General features: G+C 70.1%; 21 protein-coding genes and 1 tRNA gene. 15 read left to right on the forward strand and 7 right to left on the reverse strand.

Annotation, left to right across the window (positions count from 1 at the left end; genetic code table 11):
* Positions 1–9 precede the first annotated feature (9 nt).
* The 7 genes from WFM69_RS13265 (at position 10) to WFM69_RS13295 (ending at position 4,747) form a co-directional block, all read left to right on the forward strand.
* Positions 10–300, forward strand: a complete 291-nt coding sequence (locus WFM69_RS13265) for a YciI family protein (RefSeq protein ID WP_337005420.1) — start codon at positions 10–12, stop codon at positions 298–300.
* Positions 297–551, forward strand: a complete 255-nt coding sequence (locus WFM69_RS13270) for a DUF1737 domain-containing protein (RefSeq protein WP_337005422.1) — start codon at positions 297–299, stop codon at positions 549–551. The genes WFM69_RS13265 and WFM69_RS13270 overlap by 4 nt, the downstream gene beginning before the upstream one ends.
* Before the next feature lie 87 nt (positions 552–638).
* Positions 639–714 (forward strand) — tRNA-Met (locus tag WFM69_RS13275).
* 85 nt (positions 715–799) lie between these two features.
* A complete protein-coding gene (locus tag WFM69_RS13280) occupies positions 800–2,386 on the forward strand; it encodes a DUF7507 domain-containing protein (RefSeq protein WP_337005424.1) in 1,587 nt (528 codons plus the stop codon).
* A 49-nt stretch (positions 2,387–2,435) separates the two neighbouring features.
* Positions 2,436–3,437 (forward strand): TIGR00341 family protein, encoded by a 1,002-nt coding sequence (locus WFM69_RS13285; protein ID WP_337005426.1) that lies wholly within the window; start codon positions 2,436–2,438, stop codon positions 3,435–3,437.
* 217 nt (positions 3,438–3,654) lie between these two features.
* A complete protein-coding gene (gene arfB / locus WFM69_RS13290) occupies positions 3,655–4,095 on the forward strand; it encodes an alternative ribosome rescue aminoacyl-tRNA hydrolase ArfB (protein ID WP_337005428.1) in 441 nt (146 codons plus the stop codon).
* Positions 4,096–4,168: 73 nt separating this feature from the next.
* Positions 4,169–4,747, forward strand: a complete 579-nt coding sequence (locus WFM69_RS13295; RefSeq protein WP_337005430.1) for a hypothetical protein — start codon at positions 4,169–4,171, stop codon at positions 4,745–4,747.
* Between the two features lie 12 nt (positions 4,748–4,759).
* Here the strand turns inward: WFM69_RS13295 and WFM69_RS13300 are convergent, their stop codons facing one another.
* Positions 4,760–5,377, reverse strand: a complete 618-nt coding sequence (locus WFM69_RS13300; protein WP_337005432.1) for a TetR/AcrR family transcriptional regulator — start codon at positions 5,375–5,377, stop codon at positions 4,760–4,762.
* Positions 5,378–5,447: 70 nt separating this feature from the next.
* Here WFM69_RS13300 and tet(42) point away from each other — a divergent pair, with 70 nt between their 5' ends.
* Positions 5,448–6,722: a tetracycline efflux MFS transporter Tet(42) gene (gene tet(42), locus WFM69_RS13305; RefSeq protein ID WP_337005434.1), complete on the forward strand. Its 1,275-nt coding sequence runs from the start codon at positions 5,448–5,450 to the stop codon at positions 6,720–6,722.
* A gap of 7 nt (positions 6,723–6,729) precedes the next feature.
* Here tet(42) and WFM69_RS13310 read toward each other — a convergent pair whose 3' ends face one another.
* On the reverse strand, positions 6,730–8,178 hold the full coding sequence (locus tag WFM69_RS13310; RefSeq protein WP_337005435.1) for an MDR family MFS transporter: 1,449 nt from the start codon (positions 8,176–8,178) through the stop codon (positions 6,730–6,732).
* 72 nt (positions 8,179–8,250) lie between these two features.
* Here WFM69_RS13310 and WFM69_RS13315 point away from each other — a divergent pair, with 72 nt between their 5' ends.
* Positions 8,251–8,850 carry a TetR/AcrR family transcriptional regulator gene (locus WFM69_RS13315; RefSeq protein WP_337005437.1) on the forward strand — a complete coding sequence of 200 codons (600 nt, stop codon included), beginning with the start codon at positions 8,251–8,253 and terminating at the stop codon, positions 8,848–8,850.
* A 2-nt stretch (positions 8,851–8,852) separates the two neighbouring features.
* Here the strand turns inward: WFM69_RS13315 and WFM69_RS13320 are convergent, their stop codons facing one another.
* From WFM69_RS13320 to WFM69_RS13335, 4 genes are all read right to left on the reverse strand, one after another.
* Positions 8,853–10,931, reverse strand: coding sequence for a bifunctional lysylphosphatidylglycerol flippase/synthetase MprF (locus WFM69_RS13320; protein WP_337005439.1), 2,079 nt, complete (start codon positions 10,929–10,931; stop codon positions 8,853–8,855).
* Between the two features lie 35 nt (positions 10,932–10,966).
* Complete coding sequence (locus WFM69_RS13325) at positions 10,967–11,773, reverse strand: tyrosine-protein phosphatase (protein WP_337005441.1); 807 nt, start codon at positions 11,771–11,773, stop codon at positions 10,967–10,969.
* A gap of 107 nt (positions 11,774–11,880) precedes the next feature.
* On the reverse strand, positions 11,881–12,531 hold the full coding sequence (locus tag WFM69_RS13330; RefSeq protein WP_337005443.1) for a DsbA family protein: 651 nt from the start codon (positions 12,529–12,531) through the stop codon (positions 11,881–11,883).
* 68 nt (positions 12,532–12,599) lie between these two features.
* On the reverse strand, positions 12,600–13,022 hold the full coding sequence (locus WFM69_RS13335) for a hypothetical protein (protein WP_337005445.1): 423 nt from the start codon (positions 13,020–13,022) through the stop codon (positions 12,600–12,602).
* A gap of 77 nt (positions 13,023–13,099) precedes the next feature.
* On the opposite strand from WFM69_RS13335, the gene WFM69_RS13340 reads away from it, so the two are divergent.
* From WFM69_RS13340 to WFM69_RS13350, 3 genes are read left to right on the forward strand one after another with little or no spacing between them, the layout of a single operon-like run.
* Complete coding sequence (locus WFM69_RS13340; RefSeq protein ID WP_337005448.1) at positions 13,100–13,450, forward strand: PLDc N-terminal domain-containing protein; 351 nt, start codon at positions 13,100–13,102, stop codon at positions 13,448–13,450.
* Between the two features lie 14 nt (positions 13,451–13,464).
* Positions 13,465–15,114: a 2-succinyl-5-enolpyruvyl-6-hydroxy-3-cyclohexene-1-carboxylic-acid synthase gene (menD, locus tag WFM69_RS13345; RefSeq protein ID WP_337005777.1), complete on the forward strand. Its 1,650-nt coding sequence runs from the start codon at positions 13,465–13,467 to the stop codon at positions 15,112–15,114.
* Positions 15,115–15,130: 16 nt separating this feature from the next.
* Positions 15,131–15,973, forward strand: a complete 843-nt coding sequence (locus tag WFM69_RS13350; protein WP_337005450.1) for a PPK2 family polyphosphate kinase — start codon at positions 15,131–15,133, stop codon at positions 15,971–15,973.
* Between the two features lie 18 nt (positions 15,974–15,991).
* Here WFM69_RS13350 and WFM69_RS13355 read toward each other — a convergent pair whose 3' ends face one another.
* Entirely contained in the window at positions 15,992–17,254 is a 1,263-nt protein-coding gene (locus WFM69_RS13355) for an isochorismate synthase (protein WP_337005452.1), read from the reverse strand.
* Between the two features lie 56 nt (positions 17,255–17,310).
* Between WFM69_RS13355 and WFM69_RS13360 the strand changes: the two genes are divergently transcribed.
* Genes WFM69_RS13360 through WFM69_RS13370 form a run of 3 tightly spaced genes read left to right on the forward strand, consistent with a single transcriptional unit; the run spans position 17,311 to position 19,698 of the window.
* Entirely contained in the window at positions 17,311–17,874 is a 564-nt protein-coding gene (locus tag WFM69_RS13360) for a DUF402 domain-containing protein (RefSeq protein WP_337005454.1), read from the forward strand.
* Complete coding sequence (locus tag WFM69_RS13365) at positions 17,871–18,590, forward strand: class I SAM-dependent methyltransferase (protein ID WP_337005456.1); 720 nt, start codon at positions 17,871–17,873, stop codon at positions 18,588–18,590. Before WFM69_RS13360 ends, WFM69_RS13365 begins: the two co-directional genes overlap by 4 nt.
* A gap of 46 nt (positions 18,591–18,636) precedes the next feature.
* Entirely contained in the window at positions 18,637–19,698 is a 1,062-nt protein-coding gene (locus WFM69_RS13370) for a polyprenyl synthetase family protein (protein WP_337005457.1), read from the forward strand.
* Positions 19,699–19,736 lie beyond the last annotated feature (38 nt).

The raw sequence follows: 19,736 nt of genomic DNA on the forward strand, positions 1-19,736 counted from the left end.
GGATGCGAGATGTACATCGTCACGCTCACCTACACCGTCGGCCTCGATCGCATCGACCAGACTCTGCCCGACCACATGGTCTGGCTGGAGAAGGGCTACGCCAGCCGGGTGTTCATCGCCTCCGGCAGGCGCTCGCCGCGTGTCGGCGGGGTGATCCTCGCGGCCCCGGTCGAACGGTCGGTGCTCGAGGATCTGCTGCAGCAGGATCCGCTCGCTGTGCGCGGTTACGCGGAATACGACGTCGTCGAGTTCGATCCGACGACGATCGCCTCCGGCATCGTGCTGGAGCACCGCCGGTGAGCGAGCGGCTGCCGCGCTACCGATTGCTCACGGGGCCCGATGACGCCGTGTTCTGCCACCGCGTCAGCCGCGCCCTGGAGCTCGGGTATGAGCTGTACGGAAACCCCGCGCTCGCGTGGAACGGCACGAGCGGTTACGTGGCGCAGGCGGTGGTGTGGCCGGCGCAGGTCGCGCCACCGGAGCAGCCGAAGTCGACGGTTCCGCACCTGCGTCGCACGCGGGGCGATGCCGCGCCGGAAGACCTCGGGTGACCGATCGGCGTCATGCGCGGACTCATAGGGTTATCCCAGGGAACGGTCCTGGCGGGAAAGATCACGGCCGGGTAACGTCATTCCCATCGCGGCGATCCGGGCGGTCCCGGGCTTCAGTTCATACCTGATGGCGTTGCGGGTTCGACTCCCGCCGTCGCGTCCACTCCGGATCCTCGAGCCTGACACCCTCGCCCACGGAGGGCGACGACCCGTTGTCCGTGCCTGCGTGCGTCGCTACTGTGGCCACCATGCGACGTCGGAGCGGGAGCAGGACGGCAGCGATCGTCATCGGATGCGTGGTGGCGGCCATGTTGGTCGCGGCGGGAGGGGCGGCGTCCGCCGCAGGACCCGCCGTGCGCATGCAGGCGAGCGGCCCGCTGCTGCTCGATGAGGACTTCACCGGGGCGACCGCCGTGCCCGAGTTCACCGGCTATGGCAGCGCCTGTCTCACCGGCGCACCGGTCGGCGGAGCGCTCGCGGCCGGTGAGCACACCCTCGCCGGATGCCCCGCACAGGGCACGCCTCCTGCCGGATTCGAGGCGCTCTTCCCTGTGTCGCCGCCGCTCGGTGCCGCCCCTGCCGGATACCTCCGTCTCACGGACGCCCTTCCCGACCAGGCCGGCGCCGTGCTCTACGACACCCCGATCCAGGCGACGGACGGCGTCGAGATCACCTTCGAGCAGTGGCAGTACGGCGGCTATTCGACCATCCCGCAGTTCGACGGCGAGACCGCCGACGGCATCGCGTTCTTCCTGGTCGACGCGTCGGCGACCCTCGATGCGCCGGGGGCCTTCGGCGGAAGCCTCGGCTATGCGAAGAAGCTCCCCGATGACAACCCCGCAAACGCCATGGTGCCCGGTGTCGCCGGCGGCTACCTCGGATTCGGGTTCGACGTGCTCGGCAACTTCTACGGCGACTGGGAGCAGCGCGGAGCGGGCTGCTCCGGAGACCAGCTGTCCCCGGCCGGATCCTCGTTCCTCATCCCCGCACCCGGCAAGAACATGCTCACAGTCCGCGGACCCGTGGGCGCGGATCAGACCCTCGGGTACTGCTTCCTCGCCGCGACCGCGACCGGACCGAACGCCTCGACGCTCCCCGGCACCCTGCACGGAGCCACGGTCGGGCCGCTGTCCACCGACCCTGCCGCCGCGGTCACGGCGCTCGAGCCGTCGCGCCGCACGGTGACGATGCTGCTGGAGCCCGAACCCGTGCACACCATCACGGTGTCGATCGACTTCCACGACGGCAACGGTTCCCAGCAGGTGCTGACCATGCCGGCGCCGACTCCGGTGCCCGACGCGGTGAAGTTCGGCTTCGCGGCATCCACCGGAGCCTTTACCGATGTGCATCTCATCCGCACGCTCCGCATGCAGGCGATCGATCCCGAGCCCGCGCTGACGCTCACCAAGACGGTGACGCCCGCGGTCGCGGGAGACGTCGGCGAGGGTGCACAACTGCGCTACTCGTTCGTCGTCACGAACACCGGCGGCGGCACGGTCGACGACATCGTGATCGACGATCCGATGCTGGGCGTCGTCACCTGTCCGGCAACGTCGTTGGAGAGCGGCGCGTCGATGACGTGCACTGCGTCGTATCGGATCACGGCCGCCGATGTCCGTGCGGGCACGATCACGAACGTCGCCACCGTCACGGGAGAGGGACGCGGCGGCCCGGTGCCACCGCAGACGGCGACGGCCACGATCTCGACGAGCGTGCTGGCGTCGAGCGGTCTCGACGCACCGGTCGGCCTGTGGCTCCTCGCGGGTCTCCTGCTCGTCGCAGCCGGAGCGCTCGCTTCGCACCGACTTCGCACTCCACGGCACGACCGGGGCTGAGCCGGGACGTGTCCGCGGGGTCGAACACCGGCAGAGACGGAAAGGGCACATGTCGCGACTGACGCAGACGCTGATCCCGCGAACGCAACGGCTCACGGCCGAAGCGCTGCACGATGCGCTCGACCTGAGCGCGGGGGACACCCTCAGCAAGCGGACGGGCTTCCTCATCATGCTCACGCTCTCCGGCGTGATCGCGATCGCCGGGGTGCTCACCGACTCCACGGCGACCGTCATCGGCGCCATGATCATCGCCCCGCTGGGCACACCGATCCTCGGCATCGCCTGGGGTATCGTCACCGGTCACCTCCGACTGGTCGTCTCCTCGATCCTGTGGGTGCTCAGCGGCGTCGGCATCGTGATCGCCCTCGGGCTCGTGTTCGCCGTGTTCGTCGCCACCCCCGAGAGCCTCTCCACCAACTCGCAAGTGCTCGGACGAACCTCCCCGAGCCTGATGGACCTGATGGCCGCGCTCGCGACCGGATTCGCCGGCGGCTTCGCGATGTGCCGCAAAGACCTGAGCGCGGTGCTCCCCGGCGTCGCCATCGCGATCTCCCTGGTCCCCCCGCTCGGCGTGGTCGGCGTCTGCGCCGGGCAGGGTCAGTGGCCGCAGGCGCTGGGGGCCCTGGTGCTGTTCCTCTCGAACGTGTTCGCGCTCGTGATCGCCGGCAGCATCGTGTTCACCATGGCCGGGTATGCCCGGGATCCGGGATCATCCCCGACAGCGAACCGCCGCCGCGCCTACGCGATCGTCGCGACGCTGGCCCTGATCATCGCCGTCCCGCTGGCCGCCAATTCGATCGCCTCGGTCGCGATCGCGCGCTGGTCGGTCGACATCCAGAACGCCACGACCGAGTGGGTCGGGGCGGATCCCGAGGCGCACATCCACGGCGCCGTGCAGTGGACGGGGTTGACCGCGACGATCTCGCTCACGACCCCCGACGGTTCGACGCCGCCGCTCGACGAACTGCGCGACGAGATCGCGAAGGCACTGCCGTCCTACGTCGGCGTGGTGGTCGATGTCGGGCAGGGGACCGAGCTGACGGTGCAGTGACGCCGGAGGAGCGGGTGCAGTGCGGGCCAGGGGCAGGCGAGGCCAGAACATCTCCTTCTCCGGGAGACGCATCGCGTCCACTCCGTCGAAACCGGCGACGACCTCGAACACCGGCGGGAGTGCATGGCATCCCGATCGGGACGCCGAAGCTCCGCCCGCCACGCTAGCCGTGCGCCGTCGGGTCGAGGATCCGCTCGCGAGGCCGGATGATGGAGGCATGGCCACCGCTCCTCGTCCCGGACTGCGCGTCTCGGCGGGTCTCACGATCCCCGAGGCCGAGCTGTCGTGGCGCTTCTCCCGCTCGTCGGGGCCGGGAGGGCAGGGCGTGAACACTACGGACTCGCGGGCGGAGCTCGTCTGGGATGCGGCGAACTCGGCTGTGCTCTCGCCGCAACAGCGGGATCGACTGCTCGAACGGTTGAGCGGTCGACTGGTCGGCGGTGTCCTCACGATCGCCGCGTCGGAGCATCGCGCGCAGCTGCGCAACCGGGATGCGGCACGCGACCGACTCGTGGCTCTGGTCGCCGAGGCACTGCGTCCGCCGGCTCCCGCGCGGCGGCCGACGAAACCGAGTCGCGGATCGAAGGAGCGTCGGCTCAAGGCCAAGCAGCGGCGCACCGACGTGAAGAGTCTCCGTCGGCGGCCTCGCGAGGAGTGACCGCGTCCGTCGGTCGTGCGGCGATGCGCGATCGTGATCCCGCGGGAGGGTCGACGTCCCTAGGCTCGGGGCCATGGTCGAGCAGATGACGTGGGTGCCGGAGCCGGTCTACCGCCGCTCGGTCGGAATGCTCCGCGGCTGGGTGATCGCCCTGGCGATCCTCGTTCTGATCGGTCTGCTCATCCTGGGCGGAGTGGTGTTCCGCACTGTCTTCGCGACATCGCCCTTTCCCGTCGTGTCGTCGTCGCCACGGGACTGCCGCCTCGGCGGAGACAGCCAGGATCCCAAGCTCTACGTCGTCGTCGATGCCGCGATGATCGTGAGTGCGAGTCTCGCGCAGGCGTCCACGCTGGGGCCGTCGGGGCTGAAGATCGAGGCGATCGGGATCGTGCCGTCGTTGGTGCCTCTCTCGAGGCTCGACGATGCGGAGTTCGAACAGATGGTGGAGGCGGCCGGAGAGCGATCCGGCCGCCTCGACGAGAACGAGCCGACCGGCGTCATCGTGGCGGTCGTAGACACCGACGGAGAGCGCAGCGGGTACGTGAGGGGACTTCAGACGGTCTGGGCGCTGGGCGAGCCGGCTGTCGAACAGGTGATCCCGCTCGGGGTCGACTTCGCCCCGACGGGTTGCACGGTGACGACTGCGCGCTGACCCGCGTCGCTGTCAGGCCTTCGTGGCGTCGGCGAGGGCGGCCTCGACCGGATCCCAGCCGTGCTCGAGCACTCGGAACCCGGCCTCGAGTGCGGCGAGCTGGTCGTCGCTCTCCGTCACGAGCAGCTGCAGCTGCAGCACGAACCGCGCGTAGATGCGGATCTCGGCGGTGGGGTCGGCGAGTCCGAGTTCCCCGGCGATGACCTCGGCGAGGGCGTCTTCGTGGCGGAGCCACATCCGTGCGGCATAGTCGCGCAGGGCCGGGGTCTCGTTGAGGAAGCGCATGAACCGGCGGGATACCTCGTCGCCGTGCTCGCTGAGGTTCACGCGGATCTCGGACTCGTAGAAGTCGTGGATCGCACGGTTGATCGTGCTGCCGGCCGCCCGGTTCCGCACTGCGGCGACGAGCAGTTCGCGCTGCTCGTCGTCCTCGTCGAACACGAGGGCTTCCTTCTGCGGAAAGTGCGCGAAGACGGTCGTGGGGGAGACGTCGGCGGCGTCGGCGACCTCGCGGATGCTCACGTTGTCGAAGCCGCGCTCGAGGAACATCACCGTGGCGACGTCCGAGATCGCCTTGCGGGTGGCGGCCTTCTTCCGTTCGCGGCGTCCGATCGGCTCTGGGTTCGTCATGCGCACAGCCTACCGTGTATTCGATACAAAACTGGCTTGACACCAAAACTGGTACGGATACACTTTCGGTATGACTTCACTCCACTCCCTCACGCGACGGGATCAGAACCGCGCCTGGGTCATGCTCATCGTGCTCACGATGCTGACCGTCATCGGGATGACGGTCGTTCTCCCCGTCCTGCCCTTCGTGGTGCTGCAGTACGTCTCGCACGAGAGCGACCTCGCCATCTGGGTGGGTGTGCTCGAGGCGATCAACGGACTCTGCGCGTTCCTCGTCGCGCCGTTCCTCGGGCGTCTGTCCGACCGCTTCGGTCGTCGCCCGGTCATCATCGTCGCGGCGTTCGGGGCGGCATTCTCGATGGCGATGTTCGGCATCGGCGGCGCCCTCTGGGTGCTCGTCCTCGCCCGTGTCATCCAGGGGTTGACCGCTGGCGACCTGCCCGCGTTGTTCGCCTACCTCGCCGACATCACCCCGCCCGAGCAGCGTGCCAAGCGCTTCGGCCTCCTCGGCGCGCTCTCCGGCATCGGCACCATGATCGGCCCCGCGATCGGTGGTCTGCTCGCCGCGATCAGCATCCAGCTGCCCGTCTTCCTCACGGCCGCCGTCGCGCTCACGATCGCGATCCTCAGCATCTTCCTGCTCCCGGAGAGCCTCAAGCCCGGCAACCGCATCAGCACGATCCGAATGCGCGACGTGCAGCCGTTCGCAGTCTTCAAGGAGGCCTTCGGTCGCAAGGAGCTGCGCGGACTGATGATCGGCTTCGGGTTGCTCGCGCTCCCGTTCGGCTTCTTCGTGAACAACTTCAGCGTGCTCGCACTCGACTCGATCCAGTGGGGTCCGACGCAGATCGGGCTCCTCACCGCGGCCGTCGGCATCATCGACATCCTCATCCAGGGCGTGCTGCTCGGCATCCTGCTCCCGCGCATCGGCGAGCGCGGTGTGATCATCAGCGGCATCATCGCGCAGATGGTCGGACTCGCGGGCCTCGCCCTCGTGGCGTCGCTCTTCGCCCAGCCCTGGCTGTTCATCGTCGGTGCTCTCATGCTCGCCGCGGGTCAGGGCGCCTCGCAGGCGGCGATGGACGGTGCCATGTCGAACGCCGTCGGCGACGACGAGCAGGGCTGGCTCGGCGGAGCCACCCAATCGCTGAATGCCGCGATGGGAACCGCGGCCCCGCTCATCGCCGGTGCGCTCTACGCGCTCGTCAGCCATGCCGCCCCGTACTGGCTCGGCGTCGCATTGATGATCGTCGCGGTGATCGTCGTCGGTCGTGCGCACATCGCGAACACCGCCAAGCGTGCGCCGGAGGACGCAGCGCTCGAGCCCGCGGGCGCGGTCGGCTGAGCCGAGGTCACGCCTCGCGTGCGTCGACCGGTGCCGCGGGCGGAGTCGGCGTCGCGGGGGTCGCGGCAGCGGGGAGGGTGAAGCACACGGCGATCGCCACCACGGTGAATCCGACCGCCCACCAGAACGCGGTGTCGAATCCGGCGGCGAGTTCCGCGATGCTCCCGGCCCCTTCGTTCGCCGACTCCAGGATGACGGCGAGGATCGCGGTGCCGAACGCCCCACCGATCTGCTGCGCGAGCCGGGTGATGATGCTCGCGTGCGGCACCTCGTCGCGCTCCAGGCCGACGAACGCGACCGACATCACCGGGATCATCACGGCTCCCATCCCGAAGCCGCGCACCAGCAGCACCACGGCCAGCCAGAGCTCGTTCGTGGTTCCGTCGGACAGCGCGAACGGCACGGTGGCGAGGCCCATGATGAGGAAGCCGGCGATCGCGACCGCGCGCGCTCCGAGGCTGTCGGTGAGGCGGCCGGCGAGCGTGCGGCTGAGGAGTGCGCCGACACCCTGTGGAATGAGGAGCAGCGCCGCGGTGAGGGCGTCGGTTCCCCGCACCATCTGGAAGTACAGCGGCAGCAGCAGCATCGCGCCGTACAGGGAGGCGCCCGAGAGGAACAGCACGGCGGAGGATGCCGCGACCGGGCGTCGCTTGAGCAGTTGCAGATCGATGAGTCCCTGCGTGGGCGTGCGTCGCAGCTGCGCCCACACGAAGGCGGCCATCAGCACGATTCCGCCGACGAGCGGGAACCACACGTCTGCGCGGGAGAATCCGCCGTCCTGGCTCACGTTCGACAGGCCGTAGAGGATGCCGACCAGGGCGGGGGAGATCAGGAGCAGTCCGACCCCGTCGAGCACGGGTCGCCCACGCGGCGGGTCGGAGGGCAGGAAACGCCATGCCAGTGCGAGTCCGACCACGCAGAACGGCACGTTGACCCAGAAGATCCAGCGCCAGTCGAACCAGTTGAGGATGAGGCCGCCGATGGTGGGGCCGAGGATGGGGCCCAGGGCGGCGGGCAGGCTCACCATGGCCATCAGGCGTCCGAGTCCTGCGCCGGCAGGCACCTGCTGGATCGCGAGCGTCGCCATCAACGGCATCATGAGGCCGCCGCCGAGCCCCTGCAGCACGCGGAACGCGATCAGGCTCGGGGCGTCCCACGCCAGACTGCAGGCGATGGAGGCGACGAGGAAGACGGTGAGCGCGATCATCCACAGCCGCTTCCCGCCGATGCGTGCCTGCGCCCATCCCACGATCGGGATCGCGACGCCGAGGGCGAGCAGATAGGCGGTCGTCACCCATTGGATCGTGCTCACGGGGACCTCGAGGTCTTTCGCGAGGGTCGCCAACGCGATGCTCATGATGGTGCTGTCGAAGATCACGGCGAGGCCGCCGGTGACCAGGACGAGCGCCGAGACGATGGCGCTGCGGGGGACGGCGGGTGCGGACGTGTCGGCCACGATGAACTCCTCAATAAGATACATACGTGTATCTCCGATGCGAGTGTAGGTCGGGGCCGATAAGATACACAAGTGGATCTTGAACAACGGGTGCGACGACGACGCGGGCAGGAGCTCGAAGACGCGGTGCTGACCGCCGGCTGGGAGCAGCTGCTCGACGGCGGGTACAACGGCTTCACGATCGACGCCGTCGCTGAGCGGGCGGCCACGAGCCGGTCGGTGATCTACCGTCGCTGGCCCAGCCGCGACGAACTGCTCGAGGCGACGCTCACGTTCGGTCTGAACCAGGGGCGCACCGAACCGCCGGATACGGGAAGCCTTCGCGGCGATGTCCTCGAGTCGCTGCGTCGCTCGAACCGCTCCCGCGCCGCGATCGCCCCGCTCATGAGCGTGTTCATGGGTGCCTACTACGCCGAGTCCGGACGCACGTTCGCCGACGTCCGCGAGCGCGCGTTCGGGGCGTCAGCGGGGCGCTCTCTCGACGTGATCCTCGAACGGGCCGTCGAACGCGGCGAGGCCGATCCGGCCCGCCTAACCTCGCGGGTGCGCAGGGTCGCCGCCGACCTGTACCGCCACGATCTCCTGATGACGGCCGCACCGCTCAGCGATGAGGCGATCGTGGAGATCGTCGACGAGGTGTTCCTGCCGCTGGTGCGCCCCGCGTCCGCCTGACCTCAATCCTTTCCGCCGCCGCGCACGAGCTCCAGACCGGCGCCCGCGAACTGCCGCAGCGTCGCATCCGGGAGGAACGCGCGGGTGAGGGCACCGCCGATCCTGGTGAGGTCGCTCTCGTCGCGGAACAGGAGGTACATCGTCTCGTAGCGCGGATGGAACTTCTGCTTGAACCGGTGCAGCGACCCGAACCCGTAGACCGGTTCCAGGGCGTCGGCGAGCCGATCGCTGAGTGCGGCGATCATCCCCGCGTCCGGCGGATAGTCATGGGCGAGCGGGGCGCCGGAGAGCGACATGATCTCGGCGCCCTCATCGGAGAACTGCTTCGCGGAGGAGCCGATCAGGAACTCCATCACCGGTCCGAAACCGCCCTCTCGGCGCCGCATCAGGTCGAGGGTCCATCCGCGCACGGTGCCGTCCGCGCCGTGCACGGGCAGCCACGACAGGAAGCCGTCGACGTCGCCGTTGGGCGCGAGCGCGAGGGCGAGTCTCACCTCGGGGTCCTCAGCCTCATCGAGAGTGCCGAGCGTGAAGCGCATCTCCGGCAGATCCTTGTCGCCGACCCAGGCCTCGGAGATCGCGCGCAACTGCTGCTGCACACCCCACGGCTCGGCCTTGAGATGCGTCATCCGGAAGGTCATCTCCTCCCGGCCCGCCTTGTTGAGCGAGGTGCGCACCGAGTTCCACCGCTTGCCCGTGAACTCGAGTCCCGGCAGGTCGACGATCGTGTCGTCCGCCACCACGATGCTGCGCCACGTCGCGGGGACGGCGTCGCGGGTGGCCTCGTCGGCGCTGAAGAAGCACGGCACGAGACCCGCCTGCTCGGCCGTGTGGATGAACGCGGTAACCGCTTCGGCGCGGGCATCCGCGGGGCCGATCGGATCTGCCAGGGCCAGCGCGACTCCGTTGCGGCGCTGGTAGGCGACGATCCCGCCGGCCACGCGGGCATAGCTGTTGCCGTCCCACGTCGTCATCCACGACAGCGTCCCGCCGCCGTGTGCGCGCAGCTCCCGCTTCATGTCATCGACGGTCGGCGCCGGTTGGATGCCGAGTCGGGTGCGCCGTCGGGCACGGAACGCCCGACGCACCCAGACCAGGTAGACGAGCACGATCAGCCAGAGGAATCCGTTCGCGAGCGCGAGCTCGGTCTCGCCGTCCCACCGGATGTCGAGCTGTGCCTGGCTGAAGACCGTGATCAGGGTGAGCACGAGCGCCGCGACCAGCACGTTGAAGATGCCGAGGAGGAAGGCGAGCACCCACGACCAGCGGCGGCCGCGGCGCAGACCGTTCACGAGCACGAGGATCACGACGAGGTCGATCGCGAGATCGATGAAGCCCCCGGAGGCGGGGTCGGTCGGGCCGAACGGGCCGTCCGTGGGGACGAGGGTGGTGATGATCTCGACCGCACCCAGCACGATGATCGCCATCACCGCGATCAGTCGCTGCTCGCGGACGGTGGTGTGCCGCACTCGCAGTGAACGGTCGACGGCGAGGATCAGCAGCACGGCGAGCAGGTGCTCGAGATCGGCGACCTTGCCCCGGAACAGCATCGCGATGAAGACGAAGCCCAGCAGGATGAGCCAGCCGCGCACCCGCCACGGCGGGCGGAAGAGGCCGACGGCGGCGGCGATGCAGGCCATGGTGCCGCCGGATGCTCCGACGTCGAGCGCCTGCGCCTGCTCAGCCGCCCAGGCCCACGGGAACTGCGACAGCACCAGCAGGAGCAGCGCCGTCGCACAGATGGCGAACAGCTGACCGACCCAGTAGTACGCGAGCGCGACCCGGGATCCGCGGTGGTACTCCAGGAGTCCCATGCCCCAGAACCCGGCGATCGTGAACACGTAGACCCACGGCTGGTTGACGAAGAACGTGCCCGTGAACGGGGTCCACCACTTGCCGTCGGCGAGGTTCGGCAGCCCATAGGCCACGGTGCGGAACAGGTCGGTGTCCTCGAACGGCGCCCACAGCCCGCGCCACACGACGCCGACGGCGAGGATCAGCAGCACCATCACGAGCGTCGCCGGGATCCGACGCACGAAGGCGGCGACGGGGTGCGGCGAGGGGGAGAGCTCCGCTGTCATGCGCTCAGCGTAGCGAGGTGTTCCGTGGCGGGCGGCTACTCACCGCGGAGCACGCGACGCAGGTCGGCGATCTCGGCGTCGGTCATGCCCCCGCTGCGGAGGTAGCCGGTGACATCGCCGTGGTTGTCGGCGATCCAGTCGAGCGCGGTCTCGATCGCCGACGCGGGCGACTCGGTCGCCAGGGTCTTCAGCGCGGGAGTGAGGGGGATGCCGATCGTGGTGATGAGGCCGGTGAGCGAGTCGGCGAACCCGCGGGCGAGGTTCTCGCCGGTCAGGGTGTAGTCGGCGACGATCTCTTCTCGCGGCACCTCGGCGACCGACAGCAGGATGGCTGCGGCCAGCCCGGTGCGGTCCTTGCCTGCCGTGCAGTGGAACAGCACGCCGGGGCGGTCGGTGCGCGAGGCGTCGAGGACGGCGCGGGCGACGGTGGCGAACTGCGTGGCGCTGCCCTCGAGGATCGCGACGTACAGGTCCTCCAGGGTCGGCACCTGCTGCAGCACGGCGGCGACCTGGCTGACCGAGAGTCCGGAGCTGCCGGCGGCGGGCAGCATCTGCTTCACCATCTCGTCCATGGCGCCGCCCTGCACGGGCAGGGCGATCAACGTGACGCTGCCGTCGTCGGGCAGGCGGTCGGCTGCCCGCGAGCGCTCGCCGTCGGTGCGCAGGTCGATCACGGTGCCGATTCGCAGGTCGGCGAAGGCCTGCAGGCCGTCGTCGCTGAGCGTGGCGAGCGCATCCGAGCGGAAGAGGATGCCGGGGGCGAGGGTTCCTCCGTCTGAGGTCGGGAAGCCGCGGAGTTCGCGAGCGTTGTGCGTGACCTGCAGAAGCGAAGTGATGTCCATCGTGGCGGGGCCCTCTCCCTGATTTGGTCTCAGCGTATCGGGGTCCGCAACCGATATATCGCAGCTCCGGGGGTGGTGTCGCGCGACGTCACCCCCGGAAACCGTCGTCAGCGATTCACGGCCGCATCGATCGCCTGCTCGAGGTCGTCCCAGGCCTGCATCGTGACCTGTTCCCCGTCGACGAAGAAGCTCGGGGTGCTGTTCACGCCCAGCCTCTCGCCGTCGCTCTTGTCCGCCTGCACGCGCTTCGCTGTCGCGGGATCCGCGATCGCGGCGTCGTAGGCCGCCATGTCGAGTCCGAGGTCCTCGGCGAATGCGCGGAACAGCTCCGGCGTCTCCTCGCTGCCCTCGCCCCACTGCGCCTGGGTCTCGAACAGGCGGTGGTACATGTCCTCGAATCGGTCCTGCTGCGCGGCGGCCTCGGCGGCGAGGGCCGCCTGGGTGGAGTTGATGTGTCCCGGCAACGGGAAGTACCGCACGACGTAGGTGATGTCGCCCCGGTACTTCTCGCGGAGCTCTTCGACGATCGGGTAGAACGCCCCACAGGCCTCGCATTCGAAGTCGAGGAACTCCACAACTGTGACGGCGTCCGCGCCGCCCTGGTCGAGGACGTGCGAGTCGGTGCGGACGGTCTGCTGCTGATCACCTTCCGCGGGCGGGGCAGGCTGCTGTTGCGTGAGGGCGAAGATGATGCCGGCGATCAGCAGGACGACGGCGACGGCGATGGCGACGAGGGTCGCCTTGACAGAGTTCTTCATGGGGTCTCCAGACACAGGTGTACGACGAAGGAAGGTGCCGCGGGGCGGCGCGAGGCGTTCGTCGTGGTTCAGGTGCGGGAGATCGAGAGCTCGGTGAGGGTGAGGGCGCGGATCAGTGCGACCGGGCCCGCGCGGGGTGGCGTCGTGCCGCGGGGCGTGCGGCTGCCGAGCGGGCGGGTGCCGCGGCCGAGCAGCCGCCGGAAGAGCAGCACGAGGGCGATCACGCAGAGCACCGCGATGGCGCAGATGCCGAGGTCGGATGACAGCACGTCGATCGACGGCGTGCCGTCGGATGCGGCGGGGGTGGCCGCTGCCGGCGCCGCGGTGCCGGCGGCGAGGCAGAGCGTGCCGTGCACGTCGGCAGCCCCGCGCGGCGTCGACCACACGCCGATGACGAGCAGGAGCGCGAGGCCGACGGCGATGACCAGTTGTGCGATCAGCATCCGTTCGGCCCGCGCTCGCGGCATCCGGGACGGCGATGAGGGCAGCATTTCCCGCGCAGTCTAACAACGTCACACCTGTGTCTCGTCTGGGGCCGAGCGGGCGACGACACGCCTAGACTGGAGGGGTGGCGAGAGTACTGGTGATCGGCGGCTTCCTCGCCGCCGTGTTCTGGGTTTTCAGCATCGTCGACTGCGCTGTGCAGCCGGCGACGCGACACCGGGGCGTGTCCAAGACCGCCTGGGTCTTCATCGTCATCCTCCTGCCCGTCATCGGCGGCATCCTCTGGTTCGCGATCGGCCGTCGCCGTGCGAACGACCCGGGTGTCCGCCCCGTCGTGGCGCCGGATGACGACCCGGCCTTCCTGCGCCGGATCAGCAAGACCGAGCAGGATGCGCGCATCGCCCGCCTCGAGGAGGAGCTCGCCCGCCTCGACGAGGAGACCGACGAACCGCCCTCCACGGATCAGCGCCCGTGACGTCGTCGCCGGCCATGCAGGCCGCGGCGTCCCTGATCGCCGACCTCATCGCCCACGGTGTGCGTGACATCGTGCTCTCCCCGGGGTCGCGGTCGCAGGCGCTCGCGCTCGCCGCCGTGCGCTTCGCCGATGAGGGACACCTGCGCGTGCATGTGCGCATCGACGAGCGGGTGGCCGGATTCACCGCGCTCGGCCTCGCCAGGGAGACCCGTGTGCCTGCGGCGGTGATCTGCACGTCGGGCACTGCTGTCGCCAACCTGCTGCCCGCGGTCATGGAGGCGTTCCACTCCGGCGTGCCGCTGCTGCTGCTCACCGCCGATCGGCCGCCCGAGCTGCGCGGTGTCGGCGCGAATCAGGCGACGATCCAGGACGGCCTGTTCCATCCGTGGGTGCGCGATCAGCTCGACGCACCCGTTCCCGGCGACGGCGACTGGGACGGACTCGGCGCACGCGCGGTTGCGGCGGCGATGGGCGCTGCCGAGGTCGCACACGGCATTCCCGGTGTCGCGGGTCCGGTGCACCTGAATCTCCCGTCCCGGGAGCCGCTGTCGGGCACCGTTCCGGCGATCGTGGCCACGCCTGGCGAGGCTCCGCAGCCGTCGGTGGACGAGCCGTTCGTGCTCGCCCGGGGACCGCGCACGGTCGTGATCGCGGGGGCGGACGCCGGCCCCGATGCCGAGGAGATCGCGTACACCGGCGGCTGGCCGCTCATCGCCGAGATCGTGAGCGGTGCGAGGTTCGGCCGTCAGATCGTGCACGGCTACCGCCGGCTGCTGGCGCGCGACGACCTCGGGGGACGCATCGAGCGCGTGGTCGTGCTCGGGCATCCGACGCTCAGCCGTGAGGTCGCGGCGCTGCTCTCCCGACCCGACATCGAGGTGATCGCGCGGCACCACGGCGGAGAGGAGCTGAACCTCAACCACCGCACGCGCGGCGTCGATGCCGTCGCTGTGGCTCCTGGTGCCGCCGACCGTGCCTGGCTGGGCGCGTGGCTGCAGGCGTCCGCGGCCGAGACCGTCGACCTCAGCGAGCACGCGCCCGATCCGGAGGGTCTCGCATCCACCGACTTCGCCGCCCGCCGGGAGGCGGTGAAGGCCGAGCTCGACGCGGTCCGTCGTCCGCTCGATCGGGAACTCCTCGCCGACGCGGTGTGGCGCGCCACCTGGCCGCATGACCGGCTCGTCTTCGGCTCCTCGCGGTTGGTCCGTGTCGCCGATCAGGTACTGGGCGGCAAGAAGGTCCCGGTGCACGCCAACCGTGGCCTCGCCGGGATCGACGGCACGATCGCCACCGCGACCGGTATCGCCGTCGCCAGCCAGGCCGGCGGAGCCCCGGGCGTGACGCGGGTGCTGCTGGGGGATCTCGCCTTCCTGCACGATGTCGGCGCCCTGCTGCTCCCGCCCGATGAGACCGAGCCGCGACTGCAGGTCATCGTCGGCAACGACGGCGGCGGCACCATCTTCGACGCGCTGGAGGTCGCCGCGACGGCCCGTGCCGGCGACCTCGACCGGGCCTTCTACACTCCGCACACCGTGCGTCTCGAGCACCTCGCCCTCGCGTACGGGTGGGAGTACCAGCGGATCACCACCCGCACGGCTCTCGACCAGGCGCTGACCACGCCGCGCGGCGGACGTCAGATCATCGAGGTGCCGCTGGCGCGTTGACTGGCAGGATGTGCGTATGAACGCGCACACCTGGACGCAGACGCTCCGTATCGGTGAGGGGTTCCGCCTCGCCGACGTCGACCCCGACAGCAAGCCCGGGTACGACCACGGCAAGTCCCGGGGCGCGTCGGACCTGGCGGCGGGTCTGGCCGATCTCAACGTGCTGCAGGAGCGCCTGTTCGCGGAGAGCCGCGTGGGGGTGGCGAAGGATGCCGTGCTGCTGGTGCTGCAGGCGATGGACTCCGCGGGCAAAGGCGGGATCGTGCGGCATGTGGTCGGCGGCGTCGACCCGCAGGGCGTCGCGCTCGCCGCGTTCAAAGCGCCGACCGCCGAGGAACGCGAGCACGACTTCCTCTGGCGCATCGAGAAGCGGCTGCCCGAGCCCGGGTTCATCGGGGTGTTCGACCGGTCGCACTACGAGGACGTGCTGATCGGACGGGTCCGCGAGCTCGCTTCGGCGGCCGAGATCGAGCGCCGCTACGACGCCATCAACGAGTTCGAGGCCCGGGTCGCGGCATCCGGCACCCGCATCGTCAAGGTGATGCTGCACATCTCGCCCGACGAGCAGAAGTCGCGGCTCATGGAGCGTCTGGAGCGCCCGGACAAGCACTGGAAGTACAACCCGGGCGATGTGGACGAGCGGCTGCTGTGGCCGCAGTACATGGAGGCCTACCAGGCCGTCTTCGACCGCACGTCCACCGAGGTCGCGCCGTGGCACGTGATCCCCGGGAATGCCAAGTGGTACTCGCGGCTGGCGGTGCAGGAGCTCCTGCTCGCGGCGCTCGAGGACATCGACCCGCAGTGGCCGCGCGCCGACTTCGACGTCGAGGCCGAGAAGAAGCGCCTCGCCGCCAGCTGACCCGGAGGTGAACCCGCCTCAGGCGAGCGCGTCGACCAGCGGTCTGAACTTCACTCTGGTCTCGAGCAGCTCGCTCTCCGGATCCGACCCGGCAACGATGCCCGCCCCGGCGTAGGCCGTCACGCCGATCGCGTCGTCGGAAGCGACGAACTGGGCGCAGCGCAGCGCGATCGCCCATTCGCCGTTGCCCGCGGCGTCCACCCAGCCGACCGGACCGGCGTAGCGGCCGCGGTCGAAGGGCTCGAGCTCGCGGATCGCGGCGATCGCGGCCGCTGTCGGCGTCCCCGCGACGGCGGCGGTCGGATGCAGCACCTGCACGAGATCGAGCGCGGACTCGCCGTCGCCCAGCTCCCCTTCCACGTCGGTCGCGAGGTGGAACAGGTTCGGGAGCTTCAGCAGGAACGGCTGCTCGCTCGCAGCCAGCGCCCGGGTGTGCGACCGCAGGGAGGCGAGCACGCTCTGCACCGCGTACTGGTGCTCGTCGAGGTCCTTGGTGCTCGAGGCGAGGTGGGCGGATGCGGCGGTGTCGGCGTCCGCGTCGGCTCCTCGGCCGATCGTGCCGGCGAGCACACGGGCCGTGACCGTGCCGTTCTGCACCGTGACCAGGGTCTCCGGGCTGGCACCGATCAGACCGTCGACGGCGAAGGCCCACGTGTCGGGGTATCCGGTGGAGAGGGCTCGCACGAGGCGGCGCAGGTCCGAGCCGCTCGGGATGCTCCCGGTGAGGTCGCGCGCGAGCACGACCTTGCTCAGCTCGCCGTCCGCGATGCGTCCGAGCGCACCGCGCACCGAGTCCTGGTACCCCTGCGGGCTCTGCGCGCCGGGGCCCACGGTGCCGGCCCAGTGCGGTCCGTACGGCTGCGTCGCGAACGTCGACGGAGTGTCGGGGGAGTCGGGGGAGTCGGCGTGACGGATGCGGGTGCGCCAGAACCGGTCGCCATGCCGTCCCCGCACTTCCGAGGGCACGACGAGCACGCTGTCGGCGGCGGAATCCTCATCGAACACCAGCGCGCCGAACGCGACCAGTCCGGTGCCGGGGAGGGAGAGCGGATCGTCGATCTCGGCGCCCGCGGTGAGGTCGCGCCAGGCTGCTGCGAGTGCCGCGGTGCGGGGGACTGCTCCGCCGGCGGGCAGACGCAGTTCGGTGAGTGCCTCGCCGACCGCGACGATCCCATCCCCGCGCCGCAGCCAGGCGAGCGGCTGAGCGGGATCCGCGTAGGCGAGGAGGTCTTCGACCGGGTCGATCTCTCGGGTCTCCACGACCAGGGGGGTGGTGTGCACGCATCCAGCCTATGCCGCGGCGGCGAGGGGGATCCGCGCGGTCGTAGGGTGAACGGATGAGCGATGCACGTCCCGCACCCGGCACCGAGATGGTCTTCCAGTGGCGCAAGTGGGACGGGTCGCCGCACTGGCGGCACGAGAGCGTGTACCTGGGGGCGGACGAGTGGGGCGATTGGATCGGTCAGCCCGTCGGCTGGCACAGCGTGCGCCCCGGCGCCGAGTTCCACGCCGGCGGCCCCAACGTCACGCTCATCCCGGCGAGCGGAGATCACGCCGTCACGGTGAACCGGCGTCATTCCAAGGGCATGCGCATCTACATCGACCTGGGGTGGGACATCCGATGGTCCGAGGATCCTCTGCTCGCGACCGGCATCGACATGGACCTCGACGTGGTGCGGGTGGAGGGTGCGCGCGGCACCTGGGTCGACGACCGGGACGAGTGGGCGGAGCACAGTGCTCGCTACGGCTACCCCGCCGACGTCATGACCCACCTCGAATCCCTCGCGCTCGACCTCGAGGAGCGGGTCCGGGCGCGGGTCGCCCCGTTCGACGATGCCACCGCGGATCCCTGGCTCGACCGCCTCGAAGCGCTGGGGCTCGCGCCTAGACTGGACGCGTGACCTCGAACGAACCCAACCGCGCCGATCTCGGCAAGGACCCCGCCCGCGTCAGCGGCATGTTCGACCAGGTCGCGGCGGGCTACGACCGCACCAACACGGCGATGACGTTCGGCAACGACGTCCTCTGGCGTGCGGCGACCACGCGGGCCGTCGCGCCGAAGCCGGGCGAGCGCATCCTCGACCTCGGTGCCGGAACCGCGTCGTCGTCGGCATCCCTCGCGCGCAGCGGTGCCGAGGTGATCGCGGCGGACTTCTCGCCGGGCATGCTCGCCGAGGGGGAGCGTCGGCACGGCACCATGCGCAACCTGTCCTTCGTGCAGGCCGACGCCACCGACCTCCCGTTCCCGGATGACCACTTCGACGCCGTCACGATGTCGTACGCGCTGCGCAACGTGAACGACCCGAAGAAGGCGCTCCGTGAGCTGTACCGCGTCACGAAGCCGGGCGGTCGGCTCGTGATCAACGAGTTCTCGACCCCGCCGGGCAAGCTGTTCCGCGGCGCCTACCGGTTCTACAACGCCCAGGTGCTGCCGCGGGTGGCCCGCGTGGCCGGCACGAACGGCGACGCCTACGACTACCTGAACGAGTCGATCCGCGAATGGCCCGACCAGAAGCGGCTCTCGGCGTGGATCCGCGAGGCGGGCTGGACCGAGGTGGCGTACCGCAATCTCACGTTCGGCATCGTGGCCTTGCACAGAGCGCGCAAGCCCGAGTGATTTCCGCGGGCGAAACCGCGCCACCCGACGAAGGTAGGCTGGGACCGTGACTTCGAGCCCCATCGCCCCGGGTTCGCGACTGGCGAGCCGTCTCGGCTTCAGCGATCGCGTCTTCATCGGCCCTGCCGCCCGACGTGTCGCGCGCGCCATCGAGGACGGACTGGAGCTGGTCGAGACCGGCCTGGCCGAAGACGTCCGCGTCGCCGATCCACTCGCCGATGCGGCCAGTCGCTACCTGTACGAAGCCGGTGGCAAGCGCATCCGCCCGGTGCTCACGCTCCTCGCCGCCCAGCTCGGCGAGGGCAACAGGGCCGAGGTGATCGATGTCGCCAAGGCGCTCGAGATCACCCACCTGGGTTCGCTGTATCACGACGACGTCATGGACGGCGCCGACCGCCGCCGCGGTGTCCCGGCCGCGCATGCGGTGTGGGGCAACAACATCGCGATCCTCACCGGCGACATCCTGTTCTCCCGCGCCAGCCAGCTGATGTCCCGGCTGGGGGAGCGCGCCATCCGGCTCCAGGCCGACACGTTCGAGCGGCTGGTGCTCGGCCAGATGCACGAGACGCTGGGCCCGCAGGAGGGCGACGACCCGATCGCGTTCTACATCCAGGTGCTCGCCGACAAGACGGGGTCGCTGATCGCTGCGGCCACGCAGGGCGGCGTGATCTTCTCCAACGCCCCGTCGGAGTACGAGGAGCCGCTGCGGGTCTACGGCGAGAAGATCGGCGTGGCGTTCCAGCTGCTCGACGATGTGATCGACCTGTCCGCCAAGCCGGAGGAGACCGGCAAGGTTCCCGGCACCGATCTGCGTGCCGGCGTCCCTACCATGCCGTACCTGCTGTTGAAGGCCGAGGACGATGCGGCGTCCGTCGATCTGGCGGCTCGGATCGACGACGGCGTCGCGCTCATCGCCGATGGTGCGGATCCCGCGATCCTCGACGGTCCGCTGGACGAGCTGCGCGACCACGCGGTGACGCAGAAGACCCTGGAGCTCGCGCACGCCTGGACGAAGGATGCGGTCGACGCGCTCGGCCCGCTCCCGCGTGGCACGGTGCGTGAAGCCCTGACCCGATTCGCTGAGACCCTCGCCGAACGCTCCAGCTGACTCTGCGCGGCGGCCCGTCGGGTCGCGCGCCGGCTGCG

It is taken from the genome of Microbacterium sp. LB12 (genome assembly GCF_037150835.1).
In the GTDB taxonomy this organism is placed as follows: domain Bacteria; phylum Actinomycetota; class Actinomycetes; order Actinomycetales; family Microbacteriaceae; genus Microbacterium.